Here is a 19,156-nt window from a genome sequence, read left to right on the forward strand (position 1 = left end):
TCTCGTTACGCCACCTCGCGCTCCGGTGTTGACGCTTGCTCGCGGGCCATCGTCGTTGCCGTGACATAGTCGGTCTTGCCGGTGCCGAGCAGCGGCACCTTGTCGACCACCATGATCGTTGCCGGAACGGTCAGTTCGGACGCGCCGATCGCCTTGGCCTGGCCCTGCATCGCGCTGCGCTCGGCGTTCTTCTCCGTCGTCAGCAGTACGATGCGCTCGCCCTTGCGCTGGTCGGGGATCGACACGGCGACCGAGGCGGCCTGCGGCCACAGCGTCGTCGCGATGCTCTCGACCGCCGACAGCGAGACCATTTCGCCCGCGATCTTGGCAAAGCGCTTGGCGCGGCCCTTGATAGTGATGAAGCCGGCCGCGTCGATCGACACGATGTCGCCGGTGTCGTGCCAGCCCTCGGCGAGCGGCTCGAGCACGCCGGGATTTTCGGCCCGCAAATATCCGAGCATCACGTTCGGTCCGCGCACCGAGAGGCGTCCGCCGTCCTCGATGCCGGGGACCGGATCGAGCCTGCTTTCCATCAGCGGCGACAGGCGGCCGACGGTGCCGGGGCGGTTGGCCATCGGCGTGTTCATCGCCAGCACCGGCGCCGTCTCGGTGACGCCGTAGCCTTCGAGGATGCGGATGCCGTAGCGCTCCATGAACACCTGACGCGTCCGATCCTTGACCGCTTCGGCGCCGGCGATCACGAGGCGCAGCGTGCGGAAGTCGTAGGCGTGTGCCGAGCGTGCATAGCCGGTGAGGAACGTGTCGGTGCCGAACAGGATCGTGGCGCCGGTCTGATAGATCAGCTCGGGGACGATCCGGTAATGCAGCGGCGAGGGGTACATGTAGATCGGAATGCCCGCCAGCAGCGGCATCATCATTCCGCCGGTCAGCCCGAAGGAGTGGAACACCGGCAGCACATTGAACACCTTGTCATTGGCGTTGGCGTCGACCCGCGCCAGCGCCTGCGCCGCGTTGGCGAGGATGTTGCGGTGGGACAGCACCACGCCCTTGGGCGTGCCTTCCGAGCCGGACGTGAACAGCACGACGGCCGGATCATTGGCCCGGCGGGTGACGCGCGGCGCGGTGCCGGCGAGCAGGCCCTTGATCTTGTCGGCCACACCGATCGAGGCGCGGACGTCCTCGAGATAGACGATGCGAGCCTCCGCGGAGATTGCCGCCATCAGCTTGTCGAGCTTGCCCTTCTCGATGAAGGCTTTTGAGGTCAGCACGGTCTTGACCTGCGCGGCCTTCATGGCCGCGAGGACGTTGACCGGGCCGGCGGAGAAATTGAGCATCGCCGGCACCCGGCCGATGTTTTGCAGCGCCATGAAGACGACGGCGACGCCCGCGGAGTTCGGCAGCAGCACGCCGACATTCGCGCCGGCCGAGGTGCCGGCTTCGAGCTTGCGGCTCAGGACCTGCGCGCCGAGGATCAGCTTGCGGTAGGTCAGCTTGGTGCCGAGCGCGTCTTCAATGATGACCTTGCCGGTGTCGCGGTCGCGGTAGGCGTGCCCCAGCGCTTCGAACAGGGTGTGATCGAGCATTGCGTTCTTGACGAGGGCGTCGATCATGACGTCCTGAAGTGCGGCGCCGGCGGCATTGCGGCGCGCCTTGCCCTTCAGCGCCGGGTCGACCGGCAGCTTGACCGGCGGCAGGATCGTGACCGTCACGCGCGGGAACCAGGAGCGCTTGATCTGGCTGCTGTTGAGATAGCTGAGATGCGAGCGCTGCGCGCCTTCGATGCGGACCGGCACGACCACGGCGTCGGCCTTGTCCGCGATCATCGCGGTGCCGTCATAGACCTTCATCAGCGAGCCGGAGACGGTGATGCGGCCTTCCGGAAAAATGACCACCGGCTCGCCGGCGGCGACCAGCTTGATCAGGTCGCGCGCGGCCAGCGGCTTGGTCGGATCCATGGTGTAGTGCTTCACCACGCGCAGGAACGGCTTGGCCCACCAGGCCTTGGAGATGCCGGTATCCACCGCGAAGCTGGCGTCTACCGGCAGCACGGCGTGCAGCAGTGGGCCGTCGATCAGGCTGACATGGTTGGGCGCGATCAGCATGCGCGTGCCTGCGGGCGGCAGGTTCTCCAGCCCGCGCACCTCGGTGCGGAACAATGCACGGAACAGCAGTCCGCCGAAGTCGCGCACGCCTTCCTTGCCCCACTTGGTCAGCACGAACCACACCGTGCCGAAGCTCGCGACGCCGAGGCCGAAGAAGATCCAGCCGACATGCAATCCGCCCGCCTGCAACAGCGCGACGAATAGCGAGCCGACCACCATGAAGGCGGCCTGCAGCACATTGCCGGCGGCGATGATGCGGGCGCGCTCGGACGGCGCCGACCAGGCCTGGACGGCGGCAAAGGACGGAACGACAAACAAGCCACCGCCGAATGCAAAGGCGACGAAGTCGATCATCATGCGCAGGCCCGCGAACGAGGTCGCGAAACCGGCCGCGGTGATGTCCTGACCCTTGGTGGTCACGGCGATGGCCCAGGCGAGATCGAGGCCAGAACATCCCATGATGATGGCGCCGATCGGCACCAGCGCGAGGTTCGGGCGAACGTGGCTCAGGCTGGCGGCGAACAGCGAGCCGATGGCGATGCCGATCGCGAAGATCGCAAGACACAGCGTCACCACGCCCTCGGTGCCACCGACGACGTCCTTGACCAGCGCCGGCAGCAGAGACAGCACGATGGCGCCGACCAGCCAGAACCAGGAGACGATCACGGTGCCGTCCCACAGACGGTGGTCGGCGTGCAGTGTCTTCAGCAGGCTGAGAGTCGAGGTCCAGGGATTGGCGGTGACGGGCAGTTCGGGCGCAGACGGCGTGGTCGCGGGAATGCGGGAGGCGAAGGCCCAGGACAACAGGGCCAGCACGACCACGGCGGAGGCGACCCAGCCCATATGCGCGGAGCCGGCCACGAACTGGCCGCCGGCGACGGTGCCGAGCAGGATGGCCATGAAGGTCGCGCCTTCGACCAGCGCGTTGCCGGTCGCGAGCTCGCCGAGCTCGAGCTGGTCCGGCAGCATGGAATATTTCACCGGGCCGAACAGGGCGGCGATGATGCCGAACAGCGCGAGCGCCGCGAACAGCAGCGGCACCGAGTGCAGGAAGAAGCCGGCGGCGGCAAAGCAGGCGGCGAAGATCTCGGCGAATTTGAGCCGCCTTGCGACGACGGACTTGACGTATTTGTCGGCGAGCTGGCCGCCGAGCCCGGACAGGATGAAATAGGGGAAGATGAAGACGGCGCCTGCCACCGTCACCAGCGCATCGCCATGGCCGGTCGCGGCACTGTAAAGCAGGATGATGACGAGTGCGTTCTTGAGCACGTTGTCATTGAGCGCCGAGAAGAACTGCGCCCAGAACAGCGGCGCGAAGCGGCGTGACGACATCAATTCCCTGATCATGACTAGTCCTGTTTTGAAAAAGGCAGCCTGAGGTTCGTTACGTTGTCTGTGAAGCGTCACGACCGGAAGGGTGTGGACGAACGATTGCAGGTGACGATGATCGCTGGCCTGCTTTGTCCCCTCGATCCCTCCGATCCTGTTGGTCTCCAGCTGGTCTCGTTAGGTTCGCAAATATCTGGTCGCGGCCAGGTTCGGCCGGAGAAGCCTTGTCGGGATATCGGCCCAGCGGTGAGGAAAAGCTGAACCGCATTGTCTAGCGCCGCGGTGTCGGTTGCGAATGTCGGGACATGGTGAGTCCTTTGTTGCAACCGCCTCTTGCATTCGAGCCGATCGGAACGTGCCGGCTGCGCCCGTCTCAGGTGAGATGGGCGAGGTGGCGAAAGGGCGAGAGGCGGCCGAGCAGGCTGAACCGGCGGCCCTCGTCGCGAGCACGGGCACGGCTCTTCCGCCACATCCGAAAGGTCGCGCGCCGCTCGGTGAGCACGCCGGCGATGTCGCAGGCATTTGCGATGCGATCGATCGGGGCCATGGCGAACCGCAACAGGGCCCGGCCAAAGCCGGTCACGAGAGCTGCGGCGTCATCGACGAAGGTGGCGGCGATATCAACAGCGAGGGTTTGCATTTTGCAGGTCTCCGGGTTAATTTGAACAATGTTCACATGAGTAGCTTGAAAATGAACAATGTTCAAGAAGAATCGGTGCGCGGGCAGAAAAAAAATCGGCGACGGCTTCAGATCGTGGAGATCGCTCGCGCCATCATTTCAGCTAAGGGGCTGAGATCATTGAAGGTTCGGGATGTCGCGGAGGCCGCCGGCTGCTCGGTCGGCAGCGTCTATAACGAGTTCGGCGACTTCGATGGGGTGATCCTGACCGTAAACCGGGAGACGGTTCAGGCGCTCACGGCGCGGCTGCGCGGGGTTCCTGCCGAGGATCCGGTTCGCCAGCTCTATGGTCTTGCCGCGACCTATCTCGACTTCTTTGCCGAACACGCCAACCTGCTGCGCTCGCTGTTCGAGCATCGGATGGAAGACGATCGTCCTTATCCCGACGACATCCTTCAGATGGTCATGGATGCCTTCGCGCTGATGCATCCACCCCTGGTGCGGCTATTGCCGGATGCGGATGACGTGAAGATCGCGCTGTTGTCGCGCACGCTGTTTTCCGCGGTGCATGGAATCATCTCGCTCGGGCTCGAGGAGCGCATGGTGGCCGTGCCGCCGCAGATGTTGCGCCAGCAAATTGAACAGTTTGTTGACGTCCATCTCGCCGGCCTTGGCATTTTGCCTCGGCGGTGACGGACCGGGCAGCGTCAAGCGCGTGCAGCTTCGCGTGGCCGGGCTGTCACGACGACGACATCCGGTCTCCCGCCGTCGACCTGAACCCGGTTACGTCCCTTTTCCTTGGCGCGATAGCAGGCTGCATCCGCACGCCGCATCGCGTCCTCGAGCGTGGTGTTACGGTCGGCGATGCAGGCGACGCCGATGCTGGCGGTCACCGCAAAGCAACGGTCGTCCCAGGCGAAATTGAACAGCTCGAACGATCGGCGCAGCCGTTCGGCGATATCGACGGCTTTCGAGGGCGGGCACCGCGGCAGGATCAGGCCGAATTCGTCGCCGCCGAGCCGGGCCACCTGATCATGCGCATGCCGATCCTGTTGCAGAAGGCGCGAGATCTGGCAGAGCAGGCGGTCGCCGGCGAGGTGGCCGCAGCTATCGTTGACACTCTTGAACTGGTCGAGGTCGAGCAGGATCAGGCCCAGCGAACCCGCCGCACTATTGTCTAGCTCGCTTTGCAGACGCGCCTCGAAGGCGCGGCGGTTGGACAGGCCGGTCAGCCAGTCGTGCGACGCCTGCCAGGCCAGGCGCTCCTTCTCGGCGTGCAAGGCATCCTCGAATGCCTGTCGTTGCAGCACCAACCGCCGCGTATGCCAGATCAGGAGCAGGATCAGCGTCGCGGCGGTGACGATGTTGATGCAAGTCAGCGTCAGCTTGATGGCACGGGAGCCTTCACCGAGGACAGTGGAGAACCGCTTGGCATGCACCGTAAATTGGGTGTTGAGCTCCGAGAGGCGCGACGACAGCAATTGCAGGCGGTCGTCGTCTTGAATCGGGCCGTTCTCCAGCTCGGACCGGATCACCTCGCCGAACACGCTGAGCTCCAGCAGCATCGGATCGGTGGCAGCCCATTCGCGGATCGCTTCCTGGAGGAAACTGACGCGATTGAAGTAGCGAAACAGCCAGATCAGTCCCGGAACGTCATCGGGATGGTTGCCGCCTTGCAGGAAGCCGATGCGGGCGACCTCGACGTCGACCGGATCGCGCTCGAGCGCCCAGCGCGCGAACTCGTCGCCAATGGGAACGGCGAGGGCGGCCCGGTATTGTGCGAACTGGCTGACGTCGCCCGAATGCAGGTAGCGATGGAGGAAATAGACGGCGTTCTTCTGCGAGCGCGACCACAACGCTTCCCCAGCGACATAGGCGCGGACCGATGACATCACCTCGAGGCTGAATCCCGCGATCGCCGCCTGGAGCACGACGACCATCACGAAAGGCGAGACGAGCTTGATGACGTGAAGGAAACTATGTCCCTTCGTCGACGTCGCTGTTTTGCGAAACACCCTGCGTTCCCCAAATCGATCAACGATCCCAGCGGACCGTTGGGCCTGCAACGCGAAGTAGAGCAGAACGTCGCTTAACTCGACCTGAAAACGCGAGCGACTGCGCCGCACGGTGAAGGCGCTGTGAAGTGGATGCGCGCAGATCGCTTCAAATACCGGTCAATCGGAACTGGCGCGGCCATCGGCGAACCAATGCTTCGCATTCATCGTGCGCCGTTTACCCGATCGAGAGGAGTCCAGTCCGCAGCTAAAGCGTGATGAGATAAGGCTCGATAGCCGCAAAGGCGAAGGTGGGCTCCCTCTCCCGCTTGCGGGAGAGGGTTAGGGAGAGGGTGCTTCCGCAATGGGACAATCCCCTAGTGGAGAGAGCCCTCACCCGACGCTTCGCCATAGCCGAGGCTTTGCCTCGGCGTCTCTTGATATGACGGCCGCCGAAGGCGGCCTACGCCTCTCCCGCAAGCGGGAGAGGTGAGCGAGCCCGCGGCAATGGATTCGACCTAATGCGATTCCACTTTACACCAGTACCGGCTTGCGCACGCGGCCGGCATCGCCGAACACGCGCAGGTAACGCTCGATCTCCGAGGGCAGGCCGGTCGCTTTCTCCGGATTGTCGGAGAGCTTGACGGCCGGCTGGTCGTCGACCGACGACACCTTGCAGACCAGCGAGATGGGATCGAGATTGAACGAGCCGTCCGGCGCGCAGCCGACGAAGTCGTTGGTGAGGTTGGTGCCCCAGCCGAACGAGAGCCGCACACGGCCGGCGAAGTGGTGATAGGTCTCCTCGATCGAGCCGACGTCCATCGCGTCGGAGAAGACGAGCAGCTTGTCCTTGGGATTGCGGCCCTTCTTCTTCCACCAGGCGACGATCTCCTCGCCAGCCTGGATCGGCGGCGCGCTGTCGGGGCGGAAGCCAGTCCAGTCGGCGACCCATTCCGGCGCATCGCGCAGGAAGGCTTTCGTGCCGAAGGCGTCGGGCAGTGCGATCAGGAGATTGCCGCCATAGGTCTGGCGCCACTGGTCGAGGATGCGATACGGCGCCCAGCGCAATTCCTCGTCGTCCCTGGCGAGCGCGGCCGCGACCATCGGCAGCTCATGCGCGTTGGTGCCGATGGCTTCGAGATCGTTGTCCATCGCCAGCAGCACGTTGGAGGTGCCGATGAAGGACGAGCCGAGGCCTTCCTTCACCGCCTCCACGCACCAGCGCTGCCAGAGGAAGCCGTGGCGACGGCGGGTGCCGAAGTCGGACAACCGCAAATTCTCCAGCTTGCGCAGCCGCTCCACCTTGGTCCACAGCTTGGCCTTGGCGCGGGCGTAGAGCACGTCGAGTTCGAAGCGGCCGCGGTCCTTCATTGCTGCGCGCGAGCGCAGCTCGTTGAGGATCGCAAGTGCCGGAATCTCCCACATCGTGGTGTGGGTCCAGGGGCCGTGGAAATGCAGCTCGTACTGGCCTTCGACCTTGCGCAGCTCATATTCGGGCAAGCGGAATTCGGCCAGCCAGCGGATGAAGTCCGCCGAGAACATGTGGGTCTTGCCATAGAAGGTGTTACCGGCAAGCCAGATCAGCTCCTTCTTGGAGAAACGGATGGTGCGGGCATGGTCGAGCTGGGCGCGCAGCTCGCCCTCGTCGATGATCTCGGCGAGCCGCACATGGCGCGAGCGGTTGATGACCGAGAAGGTCACCTGCTGATCCGGGTAATCCTCCCGAATCATCTGCAACATCAACAGCTTGTAGAAATCGGTATCAAGCAGGCTGCGGATGATGGGATCCAGCCGCCAGCTGTGATTGTAGGTTCGGCTCGCAATGTCGGTCACGGTCATGAGAGGATTTTAGCGTGGCTCCCCTTGCGCAACCAGTGGCTTTGGCGGGAATCAGGTTTTCGCAGGCTGCGGCCCGTCGGTCAGGCGGCGGCCGTCGCCGCGACAGTCTCGAGTTGATTCCTGATCCAGCGATGGGCCGGATCCTTCTGGTAGCGCTGGTGCCAGACCATGAACATCGGCAGCTCGGCCAGTGTCTGTGTGCGCGAGGCCAGCGGAATTCGCACGTGGGCGAAGCCCAGCATGACGCCAGGCGCCAGCAGGCTCGGCATGCTCGCAAGCATTTGCGAGCCGCGCAGGAACGACGGCACGCCGGAGAAGCTCGGCACGGAGATGGCGATATCGCGGTGGAAGCCATTGGCTGCCAGGCGACGGTCGAAGTCGAGCCGCTCGTTGTCGGTGTAGACGACCGTGATGTGGCGCGCGGCAAGATAGGCGCTACGGCCGCTTGGCGCGGCACGCGCTTTGGCGTCGTAATAGCAGACGTAATGATCTCTCAGCAGCCGCTTCTGCACGATGTCGACGCCGGCGGGCGGCAGCGGCGTGATCAGCAGATCGCAGCGGTTTTCGCGCAGCATCGCGGGCGAGGGCGACTGTGAGGGGATCACGCGCAAATTCAGGCTCTTCACTTGCGCGGCGACATGATCGAAGAACCGCGGCAGCAGCAGGTCGCGCTGGAAGTCATTGGCGGCGATGGTCAGCGAAAGCTGCGCGCGCGGCGGCTCGAATGTGATTCCGCCGGCAAAGCTTCGCATCTCATCGATCAGCGCGCGTGCCTTTCCGGCCAGCGCCTGGGCATGGGCCGTCGCAGCGATGCCGCGGCCGGATTTGGCGAACAGCGGATCGCCCGCGATCCGCCGCAGCTTGTTCAGGGCGTGGCTGACGGCGGATTGCGTCAGGCCGAGCCGCGTGGCGGCCGCCGTCACCGAGCCTTCCTCCAGCACGGCGAGGAACAGCTCGAGCGCGTGGCCGTCGAGAGCCAAATGATCGATTTCCTTCATGCAATATATTATAATCGATCTATTTATCTGTGGAATAGACCGGCTCATGATCTCCCGATAAGCCGCGCCCGCGGACCCCGGGGCGCCAAGGGAGATACAACGCCGATGAATGCCCAGGCTCCATTCGCAGCCTTGCAGGATCCCCGCCTCAACCGCCCCGAGCCGTTCACGCCCCGCGACGGCGGCTTCTTCCAGCGCGACCGTTCGATCCATCCGCCGGCGCATGCGCCCGGCTACAAGTCCTCGGTGCTGCGTTCGCCGCGCCAGGCGCTGCTGTCGCTGGAGAACTCGGTGTCGGAGATCACGGGGCCGGTGTTCGGCCATAACGATCTCGGGCCGCTCGACAATGATTTGATCCGCAACTACGCCAAGGACGGCGATCCCGTCGGCGAGCGCATCATCGTCCACGGCCGTGTGCTGGACGAGACCGGCCGCGGCGTGCCGAACACGCTGGTCGAGTTCTGGCAGGCCAATGCCGGAGGCCGCTACCGGCACAAGAAGGACACCTATCTGGCGCCGATCGATCCCAATTTCGGCGGCTGCGGCCGCGCGCTGACCGATGACACCGGCTACTACTATTTCCGCACCGTGAAGCCCGGGCCCTATCCCTGGCGCAACTACGTCAATAGCTGGCGTCCCGCCCACATCCACTTCTCGGTGTTCGGCTCGGGCTTTGCGCAGCGGCTGATCACGCAGATGTATTTCGAGGGTGATCCCTTGATCCCGGTCTGCCCGATCCTGACGACGATCCCGGACAAGGACGCGCTCGACCGCCTCGTGGCGCCGCTCGATCTCAACGCCTCCACGCCCTTCGATTCGCTAGCCTACCGCTTCGACATCGTGCTGCGCGGCCAGCGCTCCACCTATTTCGAAAATCGCTCCGAAGGAAACTGAGCAATGCCGCAGCCGCTCAACTACCTCAAGGAAACCGCCTCGCAAACCGCCGGTCCCTACGTTCATATCGGTCTGATCCCGGCAATGGCCGGCTTCGACATCTTCGAGAAGAATTTTTCGAATGTCCTGGTGACGCCGAGCACCAAGGGCGAACGCATCACGCTGGAAGGCAGGGTCCTCGATGGTACCGGCACGCCGCTGCGCGACGTGCTGCTGGAGATCTGGCAGGCCAATACGGCCGGCCGCTACAACCATCCGGCCGACCGCTCGGCGGGTGCGCTGGAGCAGGAGTTTCGTGGTTGGGGCCGCGCCGGTTCCGACTTCGAGAGCGGCCTCGTCAGCTTCGAAACGATCAAGCCCGGTGCCATCATCGACAAGGCGGGCCGTAGATGCGCGCCGCATGTCAATGTCTGGATCGTCGCGCGCGGCATCAACATCGGCTTGAACACGCGGCTCTATTTCTCGGATGAAGAGGCCGCCAATGCCGCCGACCCCGTGCTCAACCTGGTCGAGCCGCCGGTGCGCCGCAAGACGCTCGTTGCCACGCGCAGCGAACGCGCCGGCAAGGTCGTGTATTCCTTCACGATCAATTTGCAGGGACCGGAGGAGACGGTGTTCTTCGACGTGTGACGGGCGGCGGCCGGCCCGGGATCATTCCACCCGGTCGCCCCGATTGATCGATCCGCGCGCGAGGAATTGCGGTGGCTGCCGCAGCTCGCGCGGCCGGTCGGCGGGATCGCGCCCCACTTTTGGTTTCAGCTCCGCCAAATCAATGAATACGTCGGTCTGTCGGCGCAGGTCGTCGGCGACCATGGGCGGCTGAGTGCAGAGCGTGGAGACGACAGTCACGCGGACGCCGCGGCGTTGCAGGGCTTCCACCAGCGAACGAAAATCCCCGTCGCCCGAGAACAACACGATCTGATCGACGTGCTCGGCGAGCTCCATCGCTCTTACGGCGAGGTCGACATCCATGCTGCCCTTCACCTTGCGGCGGCCGGTGGTGGCGTCGACGAACTCCTTGGTGAGCTTGGTGACGACGGTGTATCCGTTATAGTCGAGCCAATCGATCAACGGGCGGATTGACGAAAACTCCTGATCCTCGATGACGGTCGTGTAGTAGAAGGCGCGCAACAGTGCGCCTCGGCTTTGAAATTCGCCGAGCAACCGCCTGAAATCGATGTCGAAGCCGAGCGCCTTGGAGGTGGCATAGAGATTGGAGCCATCGATAAAGAGTGCGATCTTCTCAAGAGAAGACATTGTGCACAAATCTCCAATTCCGCAAAAAGCTGGCCGGCCCAGCCGACAGGGCACGGTTTGTTGGCCGGAAAACACTGAAGGCGCCGATGGCTTGCTGAAAAAGGCGGCGCAGACGACCAGACAGGGGTGGCCGTCTTGCGCCAAGGTCAGGGAGGTTCCATGCCACCAGCGCCAGGGCGCCGAATGCAGCCACGCTAAAGCGCGCGCATGCCCGACTCAATTGTACGGAGGTAAAGGGCCTATATACGAAGGTAAGTGGCTGCGAAGACGCGGGATTGAGGAGGTCGGCTCAAACCACGGCCTGCGACCAAAGTCTATCATGCGAAGCGCGTTGATCGGGAACCAAAGCGCTGGCGAATGCTTCCTCCGGCATATCCTCATTGAGAGGTGTGTCATGAGCAGGTTGCAAGAGCGCGAAACAGTCCCTGACGTCTACAATCTGTTTCTCGCCGCTGTACTCTTCATATCCCCGTGGCTGTTCAAGTTGACGATCAGCCAAGGCAAGATCGACCTCTGGGTAACGAGCGCGATCATCGGCATCCTGTCGCTGGCTGCCATCATCGCCTATCGGGATTGGGAGGAGTGGCTCAACGTTCTGATGGGCATTTGGCTCATCGTGTCGCCCTGGTTGCTTGGCTTCCCGCACACACGCGCAATGCACCTCAGCATCGGCTTCGGTATCGTCATTGTGTTTCTGGCGCTGCTCGATCTCTTCCTCCATTACGACAAGAGGCATCCCGAGGAAGAGCCGATCCATGCCAGGCAGAAAAGCGCGCGCGAGTAGAATGCGACGCTTGGAAGTTTGGCATCCGGGGCCTCAGCTTTCACTGCCATGGAGCTGCGCGCGAAAGGCACGCGGCGACAGCCCGGTTGCAGCGGCATAAACCCGGCTGAAATAGGCGGGATCCTCGAAGCCAAGCGCATAGGCGATCGTCGAGACCGGCAGGTTGGTGTAGACAAGGTTGCGCCGCGCCTCGCGGATCAGCCGGTTGAGGATCAGATGCGATGCAGTGTCGCCGGTCGCCGCCCGCGTGATCCGGTTGAGATGCGTCGGCGTCACCGACAGCGCATTGGCGTAGTCGGCGACGCTCCAGCGCTCCAGATGATGCTGCTCCAGCAGCGCCTCGAAGCGGCGGAACAATCCGCTTTCCGCAGAACCGTTGCCGCCGCTCTCGCTCGTGAGCGCCCGCGCCACGAGCCCGATCATGGCCGACGACAATGCGCGCAGCACATGCGCGCGGCCGAAATCGCGGGCGGCGTGTTCGGCGAAGATCTGCTTCATGGTGGCGCGGATCTGTGGCGTGCCGCGCACCACACCCGATTGCGACAGGGCTCCGCGCAGGCCTTCGGCCGCAAGCAGCGCCTCGTCCAGGATCTCCGCGGCGATGGTCAGCACCCATCCCTGGGTATCGGGCACGAAGCGGAAGCCGTGGACGTGTCCGACCGGAACGTTGACGATCTGCATCGGCCTCAAGGGTACCACGCGCCCGTCCAGCGTTGCCTCGCCGCCACCACGCTCGATCAGCAGCACCTGATGCAACCGGGCGTGGCGGTGCACGGCCAGTGTCCAGTCGTGCAGCACCGAGCGGGATGCGATGGTCTCGCAATGCACGACGTCGGGCAGATCGCCGGACTCGCCAAAGAGATTGTAGACCCGGATCGCCGGGGCAGGGGCTATGCTTCTCATGTTCGAATAGTACAAGACAAAGACGAAACCCTCCATCGGTTTGCGGCTCTGAATCTGCAAAATAGCGCCGACGGGAGGACGCAAAAATGAAAGTTCAGGTCTGTATCATCGGCGGCGGGCCGTCCGGGCTGCTGTTGTCCCAGCTCCTGCACCTGCAGGGCATCGAGACGGTCGTGCTGGAAAAATACAGCCGCGACCACGTGCTGGCCCGGATCCGCGCCGGCGTGCTCGAGCACGGTTTTGCAAAACTGATGCGCGAGGCGCAATGCGGCGAGCGGATGGACCGCGAGGGCGAGATCCATCGGGGATTCGAGATCGCCCATGACGGCGTGCTGTCCCAGATCGACCTGCACAAGCATTCCGGCGGCAATTCGGTGCTGGTCTACGGTCAGACCGAGCTGACGCGCGACCTCTACGACGCGCGCGACCGGCTCGGCGGCAAGGTCGTGCACAATGCCGAGGACGTGACGCCGCACGATCTGACGTCGGACCGTCCCTACGTGACCTATCGTTCGAACGACGAGACCGTTCGCATCGATTGCGACTACATCGTCGGCGCCGACGGCTTTCACGGCGTCAGCCGCAAGTCGATCCCGAAAGACGTGCTGCGTGAATATGAAAAGGTCTATCCGTTCGGCTGGTTAGGGGTGCTGTCGCGCACGAAACCGGTGTCGCCGGAGCTGATCTATGTGAAACACGAGCGCGGCTTCGCGCTCTGTTCGCTGCGCTCGCAGGTGCTGAGCCGCTACTACATCCAGGTGCCCTTGACCGACAAGGTGGAGGGCTGGAGCGATGACGCGTTCTGGGCCGAGCTGAAGCGCCGCCTGCCGGAGCAGGTCGCTGGCCGCCTGATCACGGGGCCGTCGATCGAGAAGAGCATCGCGCCCTTGCGCAGTTTCGTCGCCGAGCCGATGAGCTATGGCCGCCTGTTCCTCGCCGGCGACGCCGCTCACATCGTGCCGCCGACCGGCGCGCGCGGGCTGAACAGCGCCGGCTCCGACATCTACTATCTCTATCATGCTTTGCTCGCGCACTATCAGCACGACGACGATTCCGGCCTCAAAGGCTATTCCGCCAAGGCGCTGGCGCGGATATGGAAGGCGCAACGCTTCTCCTGGTGGATGACGATGCTGCTGCACCGCTTCCCCGACCGGCTCGAGTACGAGGATCGGCTTCAGCAGACGGAGCTGGATTATCTGCTGTCGTCCGAGACGGCGCAGCGCCTGCTCGCGGAGAATTATGTGGGGCTGCCGTTTTAGACGCCCTCTCTTTCACTCTCCCCTGGAGGGCAGGGCAATCGCATATGATCTCTTGGAGCGGCCTGAGCAAGCGCCTCGTCCTTCGAGACGACCGCTCCGCGGTCTCCTCAGGATGAGGCTAATTGACATCGGGTCCGTTGAAACTGATACCGCACACTCCGCCCTCATCCTGAGGAGCCCGCCCAAGCGGGCGTCTCGAAGGATCGGCCGCAGGGAATCCGCTTCCCATATGCGATAGCCCCTGCCTTGGAGGGGAGGGAGAGCGACCAACCGCTACTTCCCTTCCAGTGTATTGACCGGTGTCCATTCGGGCGACGGTGGACTTGCGGCGAGAGCGCTGGCGCGTTTGGCGAACAGCGCCGACGACGGATCGATCTTCGCCGCACGCTCGAACGCTTCGGCCGCCTTGCTAAACTCCCGCGCCCGCCAGCAGGTCAGCCCTTCCGCATACGCCGCGGCCACCTTCGTCTGCTCGGTGCTCTCCGCGCCTTTCTCCGTCAGCGGTTCGAACACCCTGATCGCTTCGCCGCGCCCCAGCACCCTGATCGCATCGAGCTCGCGCCAGGCGAAGGTGTCGCCGGTCTGCGCCATCGTGGTTTCGGAGGCCATGATCGCGGTGCCGTAATATTTGTTGGCGCCCTCGAGCCGCGAGGCCACGTTCACGGTGTCGCTCATCACGGTGTAGTTGAAGCGGCGGCGCGAGCCGATGTTGCCGACCACGGCTTCGCCGCTGTTGAGGCCGATACGGTGCGAGAGGCCGTGGCCGGCGAAGGCAGGATTGTCGGCGTTGAGCTCCGCCAGCTTCTGGTGGCACTCCAGCGCGGCATGGACGGCATTGCGCGCATGTGCTGGATCGTCGGCCGGGGCGCCGAACATGGCGACGATGGAATCGCCGATATATTTGTCGACATAGCCGCCATGGCCCTCGATGATGTCGGTCATGGCGGACAGATACTCGTTCATCAAGGTCACAAGCTCGCCAGGTGTCATCGTCTCCGCGATCGAGGAGAAGCCGCTGAGGTCGGAGAAGAACATGGTGACATTGCGCATCTCGCCGCCGAGTGCCGGCATCTTGCCGGACGCAACCATGGTGTTGATCACTTCAGGGGCGAGATAGAGGGCAAAGCTCTTGCGCAGGAAGCGCTCGTCGCGATCGGCCAGCACGAAGCGGTAGCCGATCATCATCGCGAGCGCCGCAAGGCTTGCGAGTGCGGGCTCGGTCAGCGGCAGTGCCAGTGCGTGGACGAACGCACCGACGGCCACGGCGGCGTAAACGGCGGTGAGGCCGAGCCATGCAATCAGTGCGCCGCTCGGCGCAAGCATGCAGGCGGCGCAAGCGATGACGAGGGCGAACGCGATCGTGAGAATGCTCCGCGCGGGAAAGCCGAGCTCGGTCACGGCATCGCGTTCGATCAGGTTGCGAACGACGGTGGCGTGCACAAAGACGCCGGCGACATCGCTGCGCGGGCGTTGCGCGCCACGCTCTGGCGCGGGCAGAGCGCATCGCGCGGCCGGCGTCCCGTCATATCCGCCCGACAGGCGCATCGAGGTGAGCTTACGGTCCTCGAAATTCAGGACCGTGCCGAGCAGCACGACCTTGTCGTCGAAGGCGCGGCGAAAGAAATCGCGATCGCCCTTCTCGACGCAGGCGCGCAGGTCGGCGAAGGAGAAGGTCGGGACGTCGCGTCCCAGCCCGCGAAAGTTGAGCGTCATTGTATTCGGTATCGCGCTCGGGATCGCATAGCCGGACAACTCGGTCGCGCCGGACGGCGCAATCTCAGGCTTTGCGCCAAGCGCACGCGCTGCGAGCTCCACCGCCATCGCGGGGACCGACCTGCCCTCGATGGCAAAGCTCAACGGCATGCGCCGCATCACATCGTCGGGGTCGGTGTGGACATTGAGCGCGCGGACGGTGTTGCGCACGGCCACTTGCTGTGCGCGATAGGGTACTTCCGGATGGTCGTTGCTCAGGATTTCGCCGAGCACCAGTTTGCCGCTGTCGGAGAGCTGCCGCAGGGCGATCAAATAATCCCGATCAAATCCTTTCATGCGCGTGCCGAGCGGGGCGTCGCCGAAGGGAATTTCCGACTGCTCGATCGAGTTCTTGAAGATGACGTCGAAGCCGATGACCTTGGCGCCGCCCTCGGTGATGCTGCCGAGCACCCGGCCAATCTCGCGCGTCCAGGTCTGCGTCGGCGATCCCTTGAAGGGCGGGGTGTCGTAGGTCTCTCCATCGATCGCCACCACGACGACTGGCGACGTCGCAGGTTCGCGGCGCTCGCCGACCAGCTTGCCGCGCATCGCCGTGAGGATGTCGAGCGAGAGACCTTGCAGCGTCTGAAGCGGCGGGGACGTGACGATCGCGCCCGCGAGGAGCGCGATCAGGATCGCCGCAACGATGTCCCGCCTGCCGATCCGCCGCATCGCGCCGTCGCTAGGTCCGTTTATTCGAGCCGCAGCAAGCGGCCGATCACCGGGGTGGTCGACGTGGTGGCGCCGGCGTCGACCTGGAAGGCGTAACGCTTGGCGCCGAGAATGGCGAGATAGCTGCCGCCCGGGGTCAGCGCCTTCCCGGCCTTGGCAAAGTCATAGAACTTGCCGCGGATCATCACGTCGTTCTTGAGCGGCACGCTGATCGTGGGCTCCTTGCCGTCGGTGCGCTCGATCACCAGCGTGCTGCCGCTCTTGGCCTGGACCAGCGGCGCGACGCCATAGATCGTCGGCAGCTTGGACGGAGCGCCCTTGGCATCGGACCGCATGGTCCGGAACGTGGTCGCGGCACTCTGGTTCGCCTCGCGTTCGGAGAGCTGCGCCGCCTTGGTATCACAGGGCACCTTGGCGCGCTGCACGTCGCCGAGCTGCACGGTGCTTTGCTCGGCGCCGACCAGGACGACGCCTTCGCTGATCGTCTCGCGCAAGCAGGATTTGAGATAGCTGAGCGTAATGCTGGTCTTGGGCCCGAGCTTGATGATTTTGCCCGGCGCCACATAGTCCATGAACTCGACGCCGTCGATCTTGCCTTGCACATCCTCGACGATTGCGGCCGGGGTCTCCGCCACGGCGGGGCCCGCAACACAGAACGCGCCGACAAGGGCGCCGATCAGGCTTCTCATGGGTATTCTCATTCAGTTCGACCGATGCTTTGCCGGTCCCCGTCCCGGTCCGATGCTTAGCAGCGGCGCGCCCAGGCAAGTGTGACCAGAATCACTCTTTGATATTGGTGCACCTTATCAGGAACAGGTTCAAATCGGCATCAGGAACAGGTTCAAATCGGCGATCGGGTATCAAGCCGTCCGGCGGCGATCTCGACAACCTCGTCCCAGCGCGACAGGAAGGCCTCGACGCAAGCCGGATCGAATTGCCGACCCTTGTTCTCGACCAGGTAATTGCGCGCCACCTCGAGCGCCATTGGCTCCTTATAGGGCCGCCGGGTCGTCAGGGCGTCGAAGACATCGGCGACCGCGACCACGCGCGCGGCGACCGGAATCGCGTCGGCCCTGAGGCCGTTCGGATAGCCCGCGCCATCCCAGCGCTCGTGATGGCCTGCGGCAATTTGTGCTCCGAGCCGGATCAGCTCGCAGCCGGAGTCCGCCAGGATCCGTTCGCCGATCGCGGCATGCGTCCTGATCACCGCCATCTCCTCGTCGGTGAGCTTGCCGGACTTGAGCAGGATGTTGTCGGGGATGGCGACCTTGCCGACGTCGTGCAGGGGGGCTGCGAGATAAATGTCGCGGCAGAGCCGGGCCGGCAGGCCGAGCTGTTCGGCGATGATGCGGCTGTAGCGTGCCACCCGTAGCGTATGCTCGCCGGTGTCATTGTCGCGGTATTCGACCGCAAGCGCGAGCCGCAGGATGATCTCCTCTTCGCGCTCGCCGAGCTTTCGTGTCGCTGCTGCGACTTCGCTGGCCAGATGCGCGGCACGATCGCTGAGCTTGCGCACGGCTGCACCAAGCTGAATCAAATTCCGCAAACGCACCGTCATCTCGACGCTTTGCGGCTGCTTGGGCAGGAAATCAGTCGCACCGGCCTGCAGCGCTTCCATCTTGAGGTCATCGGTCTGTCGCGAGGTGATCATCGCGATCGGGATGTCGGCGCAGCCGGGCAGGGTGCGGAAGACGCGGATGAAGCTGATGCCGTCCATATGCGGCATCTCGTAGTCGACCAGCACGAGATCGAAGACGCGCTCGCGCGCGCAGGCCAGCGCTTCGACGGGATCGAGGAAGGTTGTGGCCTCGACCAGGCCTTCGGCCTCGATATGACGTTTGAGGAAGTTGAGGACGGAGCGGCTGTCATCAACCAGGAGCGCTTGGGTCAGCATCGGCGGCCGGGGCTCTCTTCGCTGGCAAAGGCACGAACCCCACGCATAACCCGAGCGAATTTAACGCGAAGCAAATGCCCGCACGGAGGCGCACGGCGACGATGGCGCTCAATCCCACGGATGCGGTGTCGTTGTCGCGCCACACCGCCTCACACGACGCGATCGCTATCGGAATTGCCCCCACATTCGCACAAGGCTTTTTCCGGCTTGTTGCAAGCCCTGAAAGAGGTTGGCCGCATCTGACAAGAAAATGAATAAAAGTGCATGAACAATATACATGCGGCCCTCAAACCATGTCAGTACGCGCTCAAACATTATTCTTGGGTATGGGATTGCGCTAAAAAGAAAGACGCATGTCGGTCCCAAGACCAGCGATCCAATGATATCGCTTGGATAGTGCCACGCAAAAATGACCCGAGGGAGTGCAATGACCGTCGTGGTCCAAAGGAAGCAAAACAAGCCCACCAATCGATTCTCCAACAAAATAACCGTGGCTAAGGCGAAAAACAGTGTCGCCGTGTCGCTGGGGAACGAGCCTGTACGATCCCAGGCCACCCTCCATCTGTGATCGTCGATTATTTTCAGTTGAAGCGCTGGGTCCAAGAGTGGACGTGTATGGCCAGCGAGATGAAACTGCATCCAAACCGAGAGGACAGTCGCTACACAGACTGCAAGGAGTCCGGTCAGCATTCGGCTGCGACGTTCTCCGCAATCCCCGGAGAACCACAGGGCGATCAAAGCAAAGAATAGCGGAAAGCCACTGAATAGGTGATTGTTGACAAGCTCCCACAGATACCGCGACTCGCTTCCCCCGAACGAGTTGAGACTCCACAGGAGTTCCTGATCCCAATCGCCGTTCATCATTAATCATTAATCGCTGAACCGCATTTTTAGTTCGC

General features: G+C 63.6%; 15 protein-coding genes. 5 read left to right on the forward strand and 10 right to left on the reverse strand.

Annotation, left to right across the window (positions count from 1 at the left end; all coding sequences use genetic code 11):
* Positions 1-5 precede the first annotated feature (5 nt).
* Positions 6-3,410, reverse strand: a complete 3,405-nt coding sequence (locus CWO91_RS07530) for an acyl-[ACP]--phospholipid O-acyltransferase (protein ID WP_130212900.1) — start codon at positions 3,408-3,410, stop codon at positions 6-8.
* Positions 3,411-4,083: 673 nt separating this feature from the next.
* Between CWO91_RS07530 and CWO91_RS42760 the strand changes: the two genes are divergently transcribed.
* The gene (locus tag CWO91_RS42760) at positions 4,084-4,704 is read left to right on the forward strand and encodes a TetR/AcrR family transcriptional regulator (RefSeq protein ID WP_208752995.1); all 621 of its coding nucleotides are present in this window, start codon (positions 4,084-4,086) and stop codon (positions 4,702-4,704) included.
* Between the two features lie 14 nt (positions 4,705-4,718).
* On the opposite strand, the gene CWO91_RS07540 is transcribed toward CWO91_RS42760, so the two are convergent.
* From CWO91_RS07540 to CWO91_RS07550, 3 genes are all read right to left on the reverse strand, one after another.
* Positions 4,719-6,026 (reverse strand): GGDEF domain-containing protein, encoded by a 1,308-nt coding sequence (locus CWO91_RS07540; protein WP_130212901.1) that lies wholly within the window; start codon positions 6,024-6,026, stop codon positions 4,719-4,721.
* A 513-nt stretch (positions 6,027-6,539) separates the two neighbouring features.
* Positions 6,540-7,844: a nicotinate phosphoribosyltransferase gene (pncB, locus tag CWO91_RS07545; protein ID WP_130212902.1), complete on the reverse strand. Its 1,305-nt coding sequence runs from the start codon at positions 7,842-7,844 to the stop codon at positions 6,540-6,542.
* Positions 7,845-7,924: 80 nt separating this feature from the next.
* Positions 7,925-8,842 (reverse strand): LysR family transcriptional regulator, encoded by a 918-nt coding sequence (locus tag CWO91_RS07550; protein ID WP_165405288.1) that lies wholly within the window; start codon positions 8,840-8,842, stop codon positions 7,925-7,927.
* A gap of 105 nt (positions 8,843-8,947) precedes the next feature.
* On the opposite strand from CWO91_RS07550, the gene pcaH reads away from it, so the two are divergent.
* Both pcaH and pcaG read left to right on the forward strand, forming a co-directional pair.
* Complete coding sequence (gene pcaH, locus CWO91_RS07555; RefSeq protein WP_128938215.1) at positions 8,948-9,736, forward strand: protocatechuate 3,4-dioxygenase subunit beta; 789 nt, start codon at positions 8,948-8,950, stop codon at positions 9,734-9,736.
* Between the two features lie 3 nt (positions 9,737-9,739).
* Positions 9,740-10,366 carry a protocatechuate 3,4-dioxygenase subunit alpha gene (pcaG, locus tag CWO91_RS07560; RefSeq protein WP_130212904.1) on the forward strand — a complete coding sequence of 209 codons (627 nt, stop codon included), beginning with the start codon at positions 9,740-9,742 and terminating at the stop codon, positions 10,364-10,366.
* 21 nt (positions 10,367-10,387) lie between these two features.
* Here pcaG and CWO91_RS07565 read toward each other — a convergent pair whose 3' ends face one another.
* A complete protein-coding gene (locus CWO91_RS07565; RefSeq protein ID WP_130212938.1) occupies positions 10,388-10,993 on the reverse strand; it encodes an NYN domain-containing protein in 606 nt (201 codons plus the stop codon).
* Between the two features lie 394 nt (positions 10,994-11,387).
* Between CWO91_RS07565 and CWO91_RS07570 the strand changes: the two genes are divergently transcribed.
* Positions 11,388-11,777: an SPW repeat protein gene (locus CWO91_RS07570; protein ID WP_130212905.1), complete on the forward strand. Its 390-nt coding sequence runs from the start codon at positions 11,388-11,390 to the stop codon at positions 11,775-11,777.
* Positions 11,778-11,810: 33 nt separating this feature from the next.
* Here CWO91_RS07570 and CWO91_RS07575 read toward each other — a convergent pair whose 3' ends face one another.
* Positions 11,811-12,716, reverse strand: coding sequence for a helix-turn-helix domain-containing protein (locus tag CWO91_RS07575; protein ID WP_130212906.1), 906 nt, complete (start codon positions 12,714-12,716; stop codon positions 11,811-11,813).
* 50 nt (positions 12,717-12,766) lie between these two features.
* On the opposite strand from CWO91_RS07575, the gene pobA reads away from it, so the two are divergent.
* Positions 12,767-13,939 (forward strand): 4-hydroxybenzoate 3-monooxygenase, encoded by a 1,173-nt coding sequence (gene pobA, locus CWO91_RS07580; protein WP_130212907.1) that lies wholly within the window; start codon positions 12,767-12,769, stop codon positions 13,937-13,939.
* Between the two features lie 273 nt (positions 13,940-14,212).
* On the opposite strand, the gene CWO91_RS07585 is transcribed toward pobA, so the two are convergent.
* The 4 genes from CWO91_RS07585 to CWO91_RS07600 form a co-directional block, all read right to left on the reverse strand.
* The gene (locus tag CWO91_RS07585) at positions 14,213-16,363 is read right to left on the reverse strand and encodes a CHASE2 domain-containing protein (RefSeq protein WP_130212908.1); all 2,151 of its coding nucleotides are present in this window, start codon (positions 16,361-16,363) and stop codon (positions 14,213-14,215) included.
* Between the two features lie 20 nt (positions 16,364-16,383).
* Positions 16,384-17,052: a hypothetical protein gene (locus CWO91_RS07590; protein ID WP_165405289.1), complete on the reverse strand. Its 669-nt coding sequence runs from the start codon at positions 17,050-17,052 to the stop codon at positions 16,384-16,386.
* 152 nt (positions 17,053-17,204) lie between these two features.
* A complete protein-coding gene (locus CWO91_RS07595) occupies positions 17,205-18,257 on the reverse strand; it encodes an HD domain-containing phosphohydrolase (RefSeq protein WP_130212910.1) in 1,053 nt (350 codons plus the stop codon).
* A gap of 165 nt (positions 18,258-18,422) precedes the next feature.
* Complete coding sequence (locus CWO91_RS07600; protein ID WP_130212911.1) at positions 18,423-19,121, reverse strand: phosphatase PAP2 family protein; 699 nt, start codon at positions 19,119-19,121, stop codon at positions 18,423-18,425.
* Positions 19,122-19,156: the final 35 nt, after the last annotated feature.

It is taken from the genome of Bradyrhizobium genosp. SA-3 (genome assembly GCF_004212635.1).
GTDB lineage: Bacteria > Pseudomonadota > Alphaproteobacteria > Rhizobiales > Xanthobacteraceae > Bradyrhizobium.

What these genes read in the sequence shown, in the direction of transcription:
- CWO91_RS07530 (WP_130212900.1), bottom strand. Translation starts at nt 3,410, where the DNA reads ATGATCAGGGAATTGATGTCGTCACGCCGCTTCGCGCCGCTGTTCTGG.
- CWO91_RS42760 (WP_208752995.1), top strand. Translation starts at nt 4,084, where the DNA reads ATGAACAATGTTCAAGAAGAATCGGTGCGCGGGCAGAAAAAAAATCGG.
- pncB (WP_130212902.1), bottom strand. Translation starts at nt 7,844, where the DNA reads ATGACCGTGACCGACATTGCGAGCCGAACCTACAATCACAGCTGGCGG.
- CWO91_RS07550 (WP_165405288.1), bottom strand. Translation starts at nt 8,842, where the DNA reads ATGAAGGAAATCGATCATTTGGCTCTCGACGGCCACGCGCTCGAGCTG.
- pcaH (WP_128938215.1), top strand. Translation starts at nt 8,948, where the DNA reads ATGAATGCCCAGGCTCCATTCGCAGCCTTGCAGGATCCCCGCCTCAAC.
- pcaG (WP_130212904.1), top strand. Translation starts at nt 9,740, where the DNA reads ATGCCGCAGCCGCTCAACTACCTCAAGGAAACCGCCTCGCAAACCGCC.
- CWO91_RS07565 (WP_130212938.1), bottom strand. Translation starts at nt 10,993, where the DNA reads ATGTCTTCTCTTGAGAAGATCGCACTCTTTATCGATGGCTCCAATCTC.
- CWO91_RS07570 (WP_130212905.1), top strand. Translation starts at nt 11,388, where the DNA reads ATGAGCAGGTTGCAAGAGCGCGAAACAGTCCCTGACGTCTACAATCTG.
- CWO91_RS07575 (WP_130212906.1), bottom strand. Translation starts at nt 12,716, where the DNA reads ATGGAGGGTTTCGTCTTTGTCTTGTACTATTCGAACATGAGAAGCATA.
- pobA (WP_130212907.1), top strand. Translation starts at nt 12,767, where the DNA reads ATGAAAGTTCAGGTCTGTATCATCGGCGGCGGGCCGTCCGGGCTGCTG.
- CWO91_RS07585 (WP_130212908.1), bottom strand. Translation starts at nt 16,363, where the DNA reads ATGCGGCGGATCGGCAGGCGGGACATCGTTGCGGCGATCCTGATCGCG.
- CWO91_RS07590 (WP_165405289.1), bottom strand. Translation starts at nt 17,052, where the DNA reads ATGAGAAGCCTGATCGGCGCCCTTGTCGGCGCGTTCTGTGTTGCGGGC.
- CWO91_RS07595 (WP_130212910.1), bottom strand. Translation starts at nt 18,257, where the DNA reads ATGCTGACCCAAGCGCTCCTGGTTGATGACAGCCGCTCCGTCCTCAAC.
- CWO91_RS07600 (WP_130212911.1), bottom strand. Translation starts at nt 19,121, where the DNA reads ATGATGAACGGCGATTGGGATCAGGAACTCCTGTGGAGTCTCAACTCG.